The sequence below is a fragment of the Enterococcus sp. DIV1083b genome (assembly GCF_051713705.1).
Lineage (GTDB): Bacteria > Bacillota > Bacilli > Lactobacillales > Enterococcaceae > Enterococcus_D > Enterococcus_D casseliflavus.
Window position 1 is genome coordinate 1214445 of record NZ_JBIOQJ010000001.1, and the last position, 13320, is coordinate 1227764.

The following is a 13320-nucleotide window of genomic DNA, read 5'->3' on the forward strand; positions in this document are numbered from 1 at the left end:
GGTGTAGTTTATGTATGTATACTTATCGATGATTTTTTTTTCAGTTTTGTTTGCATGGTTGGGTGATCATGATACTAAATTAGTGGTTGCTTTGAAAAATAATAACAAGATATCTATTATGAATAAATTTTTTATTATTTCAATGCTAATACCAACTATTGTTGCAGGTGTAAGATGGAATGTAGGGACAGATTATTCTCTATACAGAATTAAACAGATTCCCTTTGTTTTAAATGAATTACATCGATTCGGCTATAAAGATATTGTTGAACCATTATATAGGTATCTTATAAGATTTTCGATGTATATTGGGAATGAGCAAACTGTTTTTATTATTACTCACATATTAATTATTTTCTTTTGTTATTTAGGTATATATAAAAATTCAAAAAATATTACTTTGAGTGTTTTTCTTGTATTTGCAACAGGTTTTTATTTCTTTTCGTTGAATATAATGAGACAATCTATTTCAATTTCTATTTTTTTATATGCAATCAAGTACATCTATGAAAAAAAACCAAATAAATTTATTGCTTGGATAATTATTGCATTTTTATTTCATAAGACTGCTATATTATATTTAATAGCATATCCTCTTCAATATATTAAACTTAACAGGAAAATTTGTTTATTTACACTACCAATATTTTTGGTTCTTTATCCATATATAAGAATATTAATAGAGTTTTTTGTTAAATTTATTCCAGGATATGATCATTATTTTGGTAGTCAATACGACTATTCAATTGTAGATACTTCATTAATAGCTTTAAATTATATAATACTAGTAGTAATTAGTAAGTCAAAATTAACAGGAAGAAAATTTAATTTATATTTTAACATGCAAGTAACGGCTACAATAGTCGCAATATTATCTGGTATAATTCCTAATTACTCTAGGATAGTATATTTATTTCTCAGTGTTTTGATTATATCGGTACCCAATGTATTTGTAGAAAATAGATTAAAAGAAAGGCGTATGTTAATAATTGGAATTATTGTGTTACTTTCTGTTTATTCAGTAAATAAATTTTTTATAAATAATTCTGGAGATATTTTCCCATATCAAACTATTTTTAACAATTAAAGGTGAAAGAATGAAAAAAGTAACAATATTTACACAGAATATGAAATTAGGCGGAGAGCAGAAAGTTTCTGATACTTTGGCAAAAAATTTATCGAATTTTTATCAAACAGAAATTGTCACAATTAGTAAGTCTAAAAGTTATTTTGAAATGAATGTGAATAGAATAACGCCAAAGACTTATTTTCCAAATATTTTTTTTCATATTGACTTGAGATGTAGAAATATTTTTTTTAAGTTGTTGGGTAAAGAGTTAAATAGTACCTTAATAAAGCTACCTATTATTTTTTTTCTTTCAAAATATATCAAAAAAAATAATATAGACGTATTAATCCTATGCTCTAATATGATTTTATACGCAAGAGAGTTAAGAAAGATTCACCCTGATGTGAAAATAATTTCATGGTTTCATAATAACGCTTCAGTTTATTTTGAGGACGAAAAATATTATTTAAATTCGAAAAAGAGTTTCTTAAATGGATTGAAAAATTCAGATGATGTTATAGTTTTAACGAGTGAAGATGTTAAGTATTTAGAAAAAAAAGATATTCCTTCCAAATGTATTTACAATCCTTTAACTATTGATAATAAAAATAGAATTAGTAAATTAAAAAATAAAAAAATTGCTTTCGTAGCAAGATATGAATTAATTCAAAAAGGTTATGACAGATTGATAGAACTTGCTGGATTTCTTCCAAATGAGTGGTCTATTCATGTAGCTGGAACGGGCAGTTCTGAACAAATTGAACAATTAAATTATATGCTTATTGAAAAAGGTGTCAAAAACAAAATAATTTTGGAAGGTGCATTAAACAATCAAGAGCTTGTTAAGTTTTATGAATCTTGCTCAGTCCTAATAGTTTTATCTAGGACTGAGGGCTTTGGATTGGTTATCCCAGAGGCTATGTCCTTTGGACTGCCTATAGTATCTTACTCTCAGTTAGGTTCGCGAGAGATTCTTATGCAGAAGTTTGGGATATTAGTGGATCAAAAATATCCGATTTCATATTTTTATAAGCAATTAGAAAATATTCTTACAAAAATCGAAATGAGAAAATATTATCAAAAGAAATCATTAGAAAGAGTTAAAGACTTTTATTCTAGTTCGATTGTTAAAGAGTGGCGTAAAATTTTGTAGAATTAGGAGATATTAGGTATATGATTTCAATCTTAATGAGTGTATACAATGAAGAAAAACATTGGATTAAAAAAGCTGTAGATTCTATATTGAATCAAACATATAGGGATTTTGAATTGATAATCATCCACGATAACCCGGTCGATAATGAAACATTTCAATATTTGAAAGATTTTATGAAACTTGACAACAGAATAAAAGTGTTTCAAAATAGTCAAAACTTAGGATTGGCTAATTCTTTAAACGAAGCTTTTAAAAAGTCAAGAGGTAAATATATTGCACGTATGGATGCGGATGATATAAGTCTTCCTAATAGATTTGAAAAACAAATTCAATATTTTGAAAAAAATAGATATGATCTATTAATTTCAGGATTAACAAAAGTTGATGAAAATGAAGATATAATTGAAGAGTATTCATTTAATAATTATAATGAGAGATATTTTAAAGAAAATATCTATTATTTACCAATGACTAATCATCCAACATGGTTGATGAAACGTAAATTATTTGAATCGAATAATGGATATAGGAGTTTTAAAACTGCCCAGGATTATGATTTTTTACTTCGCACGTTGGATAATGAAAAAAAAGTAGGCTATTTAAATCAAAGTGTATTGTTATACAGAATAAGGAACTCAAGTATTGGAGGCAGTAATAGGTTAAGACAACTACTTACAGCTGATTATATTCAAAAACTGCATACGGAAAGAACAAAAAATAAAGAAGATAGCTTTGATGAAAAAGATTTAGAGAAGAAAACTGAAAAGAGTGCTAAAGAAATTTTTAAATATTCAAAATCTGAAATAACAATGAAAAAAGCTACAAAAAAAAAAGGATTAATGAAAATATATTATTATTTATACTCAATTATGTTATCAAAATATAATTTAATAAAACTTAAAAGAAAGTTTTTATTATTAAGAACTTTCTTTCCACGTAAATATTTTTTTAAATTAATATTATTATTCGGTTCTCCAAGGAATTTTAGACGAGATTTTTTAACATATAATAATATAAATAATATGAAATTTAGAAGTCTAATTAGTAATAGATTGTCAAAAAAGTATAATGTATATATTTCTCCAGGAGCAATATTAGATGATTCAATAGAGTTTCCTCATCCCATGAATATAGTTATTGGCTGGGGGGTTCACATTGAAAAAAATGTTACTATATATCAAGGCGTTACTTTGGGCATAAAGAGTAAGGACCATTGGAATAGCTCTAGTCAACAAATTTATTATCCGACTATTTATGAGAATAGTGTGATATATCCAAACGCTGTAATAGTGGGAAATGTTTTTGTGAATATTAGTAATATAATTTCTCCAAATTCTGTGGTTATTAAAAATACTGATGAATTTTCAATCTATTCAGGTAATCCTGCAAAAAAAATAGGTGTAAAATATGAACAATTATAGTAAAGCTGTTTTTTATTTTATTGGTAATTTTGGTTCGAAATTTCTAAGTTCATTATTGGTTCCAATCTATGCAATATATTTAACTTCTCAAGATCTGGGTGAGTATGATTTTCAATTATCAATTGCTCAATTCCTAGCACCTATATTATTATGTGCGATTTGGGAAAGTGTATTAAAATTCTCTTTATCTGGGAAAGATTATGATGAAGATGAAGTGATTACTACATCTGTATTATTCAGTACCCTATTATTAATAATAGAAATAATTGTAATAGTCAGTATCTATGTTCAATTGTACTCGTATAGATATGTTTTACTTTATTCACTTCTTATAGTTTTAACACCTTTATTAATATTATTTCAGTATATAGTTAGGTCGATTAAGAAGAATCGAGTTTATGTAGAAGCAGGAGTATTGCTAACATTTTTTAACTTCCTGTTAATCCTGATTACAGTGGTTTTATTAAGTTATGGGTTAATTGGGTTGCTTATTTCACAAATTATTTCACAAATTATATGTATTATATATATGTATTATAAAGGAGAAATATCAAAAAAAATTGATATTAAAAAGTTTAACTTATACCTACTAAAAAAAATGTTGCTATACTCGACTCCATTAATATTTAATTTGGTTTTCATTTGGTTTTCAAATAGTTTTTCTAGATTCTTTATTAATATAAACATGGGTAGCTCTGAAAACGGTATGTTTGCCTTTTCAAATAAATTTGTAAATATTGTTGGCTCATTCGGCTCAATAATTACAATGGTATTAATTGAAGATGCGCTTGTATCTGTCAATGATAAAAATTTTATTAATAGATTTGAAAAAAATGTATTAAGTGTGTTTAAGTTAATGTTGATAATTGGAATAGTATCATTACCCGTAATCAATATATTTTATAGTTTTATTACGTCAAGTGACTTTTTTCAATCTTTTATTTTAGTACCATATGGTATGCTTAGTATTATTCTAACAACTATGTCTTCGAATGTAGGTAATATATTTAATAGTTTGGGTAAGACTAAATATATATTTTATAGTTCTATTATTGGAGGCACAGTAAATGTTATATTTATTTTATTATTAGGGGATTTTCTTGGATTAGTAGGTGTTTCAATAGGCTCTCTGATAGGATCGGTTAGTTTGTTGATTTCTAGATATTTTTTTGGTAATAGATTAATTGGGTTTAAAGTTATAGATATGGAAATAATTTTAATATTTGTTTTATTTATTATTACTAGCCTAATATTTATTACGAGTAATGTCATAGTAAATATTTCGGTTCTTACTTTTACTATGATATTTTGTTTAATAAAATATAAAAACAATCTTAAAGAAATAAAAAATAAATTATTGAAGTAGAGGTTTAATTATGAAGATTTCAGTATTTGGTTTAGGATATGTGGGGTTAGCAAATGCCTTGCTATTAGGCCAAAATGAAGAAGTTGTTGCCTATGATATTGTTCATGAAAAAATCAATATGTTAAACAACAAAGTATCACCACTTGAAGATAAAGAAGTCATTGATTTTATAGAGAACAAAGAACTATCGGTTGAATTTACGACTGATTTTGAGAAAGCTATTAAGCACGGTACGTTCAACATTATTGCGACACCAACGGATTATGATGAGAAGAAAAATTATTTCAACACATCAACTGTGGAAGATGTTATTGAGAAAGGATTAGCAGTTAATCCTGATGCGGTATTCGTCATCAAATCAACGATTCCAGTAGGATATACGAAAGAATTAAAGGAGAAATATAGAACGGAAAATATTATTTTCTCACCAGAGTTTTTACGTGAAGGTAAAGCTTTGTATGATAATCTATATCCTTCAAGAATTGTGGTGGGAGAGCAATCAGAACGTGCGCAACAATTCGCTAATTTATTATTAGAGAATTCTGTAGAGAAGAATACAGCAGTTTTATTAACCGATTCAACAGAAGCAGAAGCGATTAAATTATTTGCGAATACTTATTTAGCATTACGAGTTTCTTTCTTCAACGAGTTAGATACGTATGCTGATGTTCGAGGCTTAGATTCTAAACAAATTATTGAAGGTATTGGTTTAGATCCGCGTATTGGTTCACATTATAATAATCCATCTTTTGGTTATGGTGGATACTGCTTACCAAAAGATACGAAGCAATTATTAGCAAACTATGAAGATGTGCCAAACAATATCATTGAAGCTATCGTTAAATCTAATTCTACTCGTAAAGACTTTATTGCCAGTCAAATCTTAGAGAAAAATCCTAAAGTAGTAGGGATTTACCGCTTAACAATGAAAGCTAATTCTGATAATTTTAGATATTCATCGATTCAAGGGATTATGAAACGTATTAAAGCAAAAGGAATCGAGGTGGTGGTGTATGAACCATCCCTTAACGAGGAAACGTTCTTCAATTCTAAGGTGATTAAGGATTTTGAAGAATTTAAAGACATTTCGGATATCATTGTAAGTAATCGTTTTGAAGGTATTCTCGAAGATGTAAAAGAAAAGGTATATACGAGAGATATTTTTGGAGATAACTAATATTCTTTTGGAGGGGCAAAAATGAAAAAAGTTCGTAAAGCTGTTATTCCTGCAGCAGGGTTAGGGACCAGATTTTTACCAGCAACAAAAGCAATCGCAAAAGAAATGTTACCAATCGTTGATAAACCAACGATTCAATTCATTGTTGAAGAAGCAATTGCTTCAGGAATTGAAGATATTTTAGTTGTGACAGGAAAAGCGAAACGTCCAATTGAAGATCATTTCGATTCAAACTTTGAATTGGAATCAAACCTATCATCAAAAGGGAAAAAAGAGCTTTTGGCACTAGTTGAAGAGACGACAGGAATCAATTTGCATTTTATTCGTCAAAAACGTCCTTTAGGTTTAGGACATGCGGTTCTCCAAGCAAAAGCTTTTGTAGGCGATGAGCCATTTATCGTCATGCTGGGAGATGATATTATGGAAGATGATGTTCCATTAACAAAGCAGCTGATCAACAATTATGAGAAAACAAACGCATCTACTCTTGCGGTCATGAAAGTTCCTCATGAAGACACGTCAAAATATGGCATCATTAATCCCAGTGAAGAAGCCGCAAAAGATTTATATAGCGTGAGCGAATTTATCGAAAAACCATCACCTGCAGATGCTCCGAGTGATTTAGCAATTATTGGTCGCTACCTTTTGCGGCCAGAAATCTTTGGAATACTAGAAGATCAAGAACCAGGAGCAGGAAATGAAATTCAACTTACTGATGCGATCGATTCACTAAACAAGATCCAACGGGTATTTGCTCATGAATTTAAAGGCAAACGCTATGATGTTGGTGACAAGCTAGGAATGGTTGAAGCAAACATTGAATATGGATTAAAACATCCTGAAATCAAAGATGAACTTCGGAGTTATATCAAAGAGCTAGCTGAGCGAATATAAAATAAAAAGCAATCAGATGAAACTGATTGCTTTTTATTTATAATATTATTGAAGATTGCTTATATAAATGGTATCTATTGTAATATGATATTCTGTTTCTAAATGAATATTTCTCAGGTAGCATTGATTATAGAGAAAGGTGGTTACTAACTTGAACGTATTAATCACAGGTGGTGCTGGATTTATTGGGAGTAATTTTATCAGATTTATAATTGAAAAAACGGAAAGTACGATCGTTAATTTAGACTTATTGACATATGCTGCAAATCTGGAATATTTAGAAGAAATCCAACAATTACCTAATTACCATTTTATTCAGGGAAATATTAAAGATAGTACATTGGTTATGAAGACCATACAAAAATTTAAAATTGATTGTATAATAAATTTTGCCGCAGAGTCTCATGTAGATAATTCAATAAAAAATGCGGAAGACTTTATTCAAACCAATATAGTTGGCACTGCCAATTTGTTAGAATGTGCTAGATTATCCAAAATTAAATATCTACAGATATCAACGGATGAAGTTTATGGTAGTTTAACAGAAGGATATGCTGATGAGAAAACATTTTTGAATCCTAGTTCGCCATATTCTGCATCGAAGGCTGCTGCAGATCATCTTGTTATGTCCTATCATAAAACCTACGAATTGAATGTCAATATTGTTAGAGCAGCAAATAATTACGGTCCAAATCAATACAAAGAAAAATTGATCCCGTTGATGTTACATCAAATAAGCAATAATAAACCATTGCCGGTATATGGCAATGGTTTGAATAAACGTGACTGGCTATATGTTGAAGACTTTTGTAGGGCAATCTTCATCGTATTAGAGTGCGGAAAAACGGGTGAAATCTATAATGTTAGCGCCCATGAAGAAATTGATAATCTTGCTTTAGTTAAGAAGTTATGTCACTTATGCTCATATGATGAACGCATGATTGAATTCGTTGAAGATCGATTAGGTCATGATTATCGTTATGCCATGCAAACATCAAAGATAGAATCACTTGGCTGGAAACCAAAAACAAACCTAGAAAAAGGTTTAATTAAAACTGTAAAGTGGTACTCTGAAGCCAAACGGTTGGAAAGTTGAAATAGCATATAAGATCATGACTTTCATTGGATAATCCTTCTTGGCTTACATCTCAAACTTCCGCCAATCAAACAAATAAATCACCGCGATTGCTTTAAACGTCAAATAGATAAAGTGACCATAATTATGGCCAATCAGATGTAACGCATCAGCGGAAGCTCCTTTATTCGACCAAAGAGTAAAAACTAATATAATGGCTAAGATCAACAGACCTTTTCCTAATGCAAAGACAATTGTTTTTGCAGGGAGGGGTCTTTTTTTTGTGAGGAAAAAGCCGAATAAAAGGACAAAGTTAACTAGTAACAAAAAATGTGCAGCAGCTGTCCATAGGGTCATTGTTCCTGTAGGTGTTAAGAAGTCGGTGAAAACGCAAGCGACGACTGCAGTCAAATTTAGCAAGTATAGAGGAAGGCGGAAGGTTGGTTTCTTCTCCTCGCTCATTCTTTCTGGTTCTTCTGCTAATTGTTCTGGTTTTAGTAGTGACTCTAAATCGATTTGATAGAGATCACTTAATTTGATCAATGTGTCGATGTCTGGGGTACTTCGATTGTTTTCCCAATTTGAGATCGTTTGTCTAGTAACAAATAATTTTTCGGAAACTTCTTGTTGGGTGAGTCCTAATTTCAAGCGACTCTCTTTTATTTTTTCAGCTATAGTCATTTCAATGCTCCTTCTGACCTATCCTATCATAAAGCGGTTCAAAGAAACAATTGTAAAGCTCGATTTAACGAAAAAATGCACAAGTTCTTTTCTTTGTTCTTAAAAGATTAAATTTAAATGAGCTTATGTCAGATATTCCTAAAAAATTTCCTGAAATTGCTCGATTTTTTTCAGTGAATCCTTCACCTGTAATAGGTAACAATTGTCATATATGAACTGATAAATGTTCAAAGATAGCACATATTGAGAGTAGAAGATAGTCTTACTCGAATCATTCGAAAAAAGAAAGTCATGATTAAGTAAAAAAATAGCTTCCTTTTTTTGAAAATGAAATCATTGATAAAACAAGGATGCAAAGAAGCTTTGCGCTGATTTGCACTGGATTTGCTTGAAGATGAGGGTGCTTGAATTATAAAATTCTGAAGAGGTGATGCAATGCGATGACAAGTGAATCAGGTAAACATACGCTCAATGGTATTTCATGTGTCCGCAAAACAAAACTTTTGATAGGAGTGGATGATACGCTAAATAAAAAATGTTTGTAAATTAAAAATCAATAAATTATACTGAATTTCAGGCGTAAAAAAAGTTCGGATAAAAAGGTTTTAATTTTGAAAAAGAAGGTTAAGGTGAAAGTTTGTGAAAAAGAAGTTTAAGTCTATTCTATCTTTAGTAATCTTATTAAGTGCTGCGGTGGTAACGCCAGCATTTCAGGTAGTGGCGGAAAGCCAAGTGTTTTCAGAATCTCCGCAGGTGGATCAGGAAGAAGTGAATACTGTGCAATCTGATTATACGAATGCTTCTGCGGATGCTAGACAAGCTACCTCTCAAGTAGAAAATCCTACGCTAACAACAACGACCTCAGCGCGTGTGGATGCTGAGAACGAACAAACACAAGCAAGTAGTGACAGTAAAGAAGCCATCAGCGTATCAGAAAATAAAGAAGAACCTGCTGTAGACACAGTAAATAATGTCCCTTCTTCTGTTGATCCGTCGTCTGCAAGAGCTGCCAATGCACAACTGACGGTTCAAGTTTTAGATAGTAATTCAAACCAGCCAATCCAAGGCGCTTATTTCACATTGACCTCCTCGACATCTGGTGAAGTGACGTTGTTAGTCACGGACAGTTCAGGAAAGGTAACGATTCAGGTTCCTTCAGGGGGCTACTTTATTAAGCAAGTGGGTACAACGAATCAAAGATTGAACTACGCATTTACATCGATTGGAAATTCTATCAATTTGCAAGCAGGAGAAACCAAAACATTGGCACTTTATGAGCGTCAAATTGTAGGCGAGTATGCTTTTGGAGATAGCCCCGATACGATTCATATTCCTGTAAACAGTAACTTCGATTTCTCAACACAGGCATTAGGGATCGAGGCGTTTAAGTTAAATTTTAGCGGCAACATAGAAAAAAGTATTTCTGACTCACAGATCTTTCCGTACTACACAAATGTTGATCCGAGCAAACCGGGGACTTACGTAGCAATTTTTATGGCTAGACAAGCCTCATATAGTGTATATACAACACATGTAGTGAATGTCATTGTTGTGGATAGGCTACAATTAACTAGACAGAAAAATTAAGGTGTGTAGACTAGAAGAAAACATACCAGGAGGAATTTTTATGTCTAAGAGAACACGAAGAACTTTTTCACAAGAATTCAAGCAACAAATCGTCAATCTTTACTTAGCTGGAAAGCCACGTGTAGAAATCATTCGAGAATATGAACTAACGGCTTCAGCATTTGACAAATGGGTAAAGCAATCTAAAACGAGTGGTTCATTCAAAGGAAAAGATAATCTTACGCCTGAACAAAAAGAATTGTTAGAACTACGTAAAAGAAACCAGCAATTAGAAATGGAAAATGGTATTTTAAAGCAAGCAGCGCTGATATTCGGACGAAGAGACAAGTAATCGATGCGAATAAGCATCTTTACCCTATATCAGCGATGTGCAGAATATTAGGTCTATCACGTCAGTCCTATTATTATCAATCAAAACCAAAGAAAGACGAATCAGAACTTGAAGAAGTAGTCGCTGAAGAATTTATCCGCAGCCGAAAGGCCTACGGCTCAAGAAAAATAAAAAAAGCCTTATCAAAACGAGGCATTCGGATCAGCCGACGATAAATTAGTAGAATCATGAAAAATAGAGGATTAAAATCGAGCTATACTGTTGCTTATTTTAAAGTACATCATTCTACTTGCAATGAAGCCAAAACGACAAACGTATTGAATCGTAAATTCTTAAGAGACAACCCATTAGAAGCGATCGTAACAGACTTGACTTATGTACGAGTCGGGAAAAAATGGAATTATATCTGTTTCATTTTGGATCTGTTCAATCGAGAAATTCTCGGCTATTCTTGTGGAGAACATAAAGATGCCGTTCTAGTAAAAAAAGCATTTAGCCGTATCAAACAACCTCTGACAGAGGTTGAGATTTTTCATACTGATCGTGGAAAAGAGTTTGATAACCAAGCTATTGATGAATTATTAACAACTTTTGACATCAATCGATCATTGAGTCATAAAGGCTGTCCTTTTGATAATGCCGTAGCTGAATCAACTTATAAGTCGTTGAAAGTAGAATTTGTCTATCAATACACATTTGAAACCTTACAACAATTGGATTTGGAGTTATTTGACTATGTCAATTGGTGGAACCACCTTCGGTTGCACGGTACACTTGGCTACGAGACACCGGTTGGTTACCGTAACCAGAGATTGGCGCAGCGAATCCTTGATAATGAGCTCGGATGTGCTAACGCTAGCGAGGCAGTCTAACTTTAACTGTTAGCTCCTGCCGAAGATCGTCACATCCGAGGAGGCTCATTGTCAAGGACAATCGGAATAGCATACGGAAGGAAGTTCTGCACCTTATAAAATTTGTCAAAAAAACTGTTGCCATTCCAGTTGATCCGGAGCAGGTGGGAGAGGTAACTGTCAGATATCTTGATAATCAAGGGCAAGAAATCCATGAAACGAAGACTTTATCTGGTACCATTGGTGCTTCATATGATGCTAATACGAATGAGTATAAGTTATCAATTGACGGTTACACCCTAGACGAAAGCCAATTACCAGAAAACAGTAAAGGCGTATTTAGCGAAACAGCACAAACCATCACCTACATTTACACAAAAAATCCGATACCAGCAGCGGATGTAACGGTCGAGTATGTGGACACAGAAGGCAACGAAATTCACGCTTCACAAACGATCAGTGGAAACGTAGGCGACTCTTACGATGCCAGTACAGAAAAATATCAGCTAACAATCGAAGGCTACACCCTAGATCAAAGCCAATTGCCAGAAAATCTTAAAGGTGTCTTTAGTGAAACAGCACAAACCGTCACCTATATCTACACAAAAAATCCGATACCAGCAGCGGATGTCACGATTGAGTATGTAGATTTAGAAGACAACGAAATCCACGCTAGCCAAACGATTAGCGGGAATGTGGGTGACTCTTTCGATGCAAGCGCAGATCAGTATAAACTATCGATCGATGGCTATACACTAGACGAAAGTCAATTGCCAAAAAACAGTAAAGGTGTGTTTAGTGAAACAGCACAAACCATCACTTACATCTATACAAAAAATCCGATACCAGCAGCGGATGTCACGATCGAGTATGTAGATAGAGAAGGCAACGAAATCCATGCTAGCCAAACGATCAGTGGAAACGTAGGTGAGTCTTACGATGCCAGCACGAAGAACTATCAATTAGTGATTGAAGGCTACACCTTAGACGAAAGCCAATTACCAGAAAAGCTTAAAGGTGTGTTTAGCGAAACAGCGCAAACAGTCGCCTATGTGTATACAAAGAATCCGATACCAGCAGCGGATGTAACAGTGGAGTATGTGGATACAGAAGGCAAAGAAGTTCATCCTTCTCAAGTTATCAGTGGAAATGTGGGCGAGTCTTATGATGCTAGCACAGAACAATACCAACTAAAAATCGACGGTTACACCATAGATAAAAGCCAATTACCAGAAAATAGTAAAGGTGTATTTAGCGAAACAGCGCAAACCGTCACCTACATCTACACAAAAAATCCGATACCAGCAGCGGATATAACGGTCGAATACGTAGATACAGAAGGCAAAGAAATTCATCCTTCACAAACGATCAGTGGAAACGTGGGCGAGTCTTACGATACCAGCACAAAAAAATATCAACTAACAATCGACGGCTACATAGTAGACGAAAGTCGGCTGCCGCAAAATGCCAAAGGTACATTTGGTAAGGAAGAGGCAACTGTGACGTATGTTTATACAAAAGAAAACGCAGCAACCGCCATTATTTCTGATAAAAAAGAAAAAGAACCAACGGCGACTGTTGTTTCGAAAAAAAGCGCTTCTGCACAAAGATTGCCGCAGACCGATGAGCAGGGGACGTTGTTCCCGTTTGTAGTTGGTTTATTCTTTATCGCCACGGCAAGCTGGCTTTATTTCAAAAAGCGTAAATAGTGA

9 protein-coding genes and 2 pseudogenes are annotated in these 13320 nt (G+C 32.6%); 10 read left to right on the plus strand and 1 reads right to left on the minus strand.

Annotated elements, in window-relative coordinates:
- Nucleotides 1-10: 10 nt before the first annotated feature.
- The 7 genes from IGI69_RS05635 (at nt 11) to rfbB (ending at nt 8179) form a co-directional block, all read left to right on the plus strand.
- Complete coding sequence (locus IGI69_RS05635; protein WP_431406121.1) at nt 11-1087, plus strand: EpsG family protein; 1077 nt, start codon at nt 11-13, stop codon at nt 1085-1087.
- A gap of 10 nt (nt 1088-1097) precedes the next feature.
- The gene (locus IGI69_RS05640) at nt 1098-2222 is read left to right on the plus strand and encodes a glycosyltransferase (RefSeq protein WP_167821741.1); all 1125 of its coding nucleotides are present in this window, start codon (nt 1098-1100) and stop codon (nt 2220-2222) included.
- A gap of 20 nt (nt 2223-2242) precedes the next feature.
- On the plus strand, nt 2243-3646 hold the full coding sequence (locus IGI69_RS05645; RefSeq protein WP_167821742.1) for a glycosyltransferase: 1404 nt from the start codon (nt 2243-2245) through the stop codon (nt 3644-3646).
- Entirely contained in the window at nt 3633-5012 is a 1380-nt protein-coding gene (locus tag IGI69_RS05650; RefSeq protein ID WP_431406119.1) for a lipopolysaccharide biosynthesis protein, read from the plus strand. The genes IGI69_RS05645 and IGI69_RS05650 overlap by 14 nt, the downstream gene beginning before the upstream one ends.
- A 10-nt stretch (nt 5013-5022) precedes the next feature.
- Entirely contained in the window at nt 5023-6189 is a 1167-nt protein-coding gene (locus IGI69_RS05655; RefSeq protein ID WP_431406117.1) for a nucleotide sugar dehydrogenase, read from the plus strand.
- A gap of 21 nt (nt 6190-6210) precedes the next feature.
- On the plus strand, nt 6211-7083 hold the full coding sequence (galU, locus tag IGI69_RS05660; protein WP_086338432.1) for a UTP--glucose-1-phosphate uridylyltransferase GalU: 873 nt from the start codon (nt 6211-6213) through the stop codon (nt 7081-7083).
- 151 nt (nt 7084-7234) lie between these two features.
- The gene (gene rfbB / locus IGI69_RS05665) at nt 7235-8179 is read left to right on the plus strand and encodes a dTDP-glucose 4,6-dehydratase (RefSeq protein WP_413153500.1); all 945 of its coding nucleotides are present in this window, start codon (nt 7235-7237) and stop codon (nt 8177-8179) included.
- Nucleotides 8180-8224: 45 nt separating this feature from the next.
- Here rfbB and IGI69_RS05670 read toward each other — a convergent pair whose 3' ends face one another.
- A complete protein-coding gene (locus IGI69_RS05670; protein WP_431406116.1) occupies nt 8225-8839 on the minus strand; it encodes a helix-turn-helix domain-containing protein in 615 nt (204 codons plus the stop codon).
- A 639-nt stretch (nt 8840-9478) separates the two neighbouring features.
- Here IGI69_RS05670 and IGI69_RS05675 point away from each other — a divergent pair.
- The 3 genes and pseudogenes from IGI69_RS05675 to IGI69_RS05685 form a co-directional block, all read left to right on the plus strand.
- Nucleotides 9479-10426, plus strand: coding sequence for a SpaA isopeptide-forming pilin-related protein (locus tag IGI69_RS05675; RefSeq protein WP_438739997.1), 948 nt, complete (start codon nt 9479-9481; stop codon nt 10424-10426).
- 40 nt (nt 10427-10466) lie between these two features.
- A pseudogene (locus tag IGI69_RS05680) lies at nt 10467-11629 on the plus strand (IS3 family transposase).
- A gap of 143 nt (nt 11630-11772) precedes the next feature.
- Nucleotides 11773-13317 (plus strand): annotated as a pseudogene (locus tag IGI69_RS05685) (MucBP domain-containing protein); the annotation flags it as partial.
- Between the last annotated feature and the right edge of the window lie 3 nt (nt 13318-13320).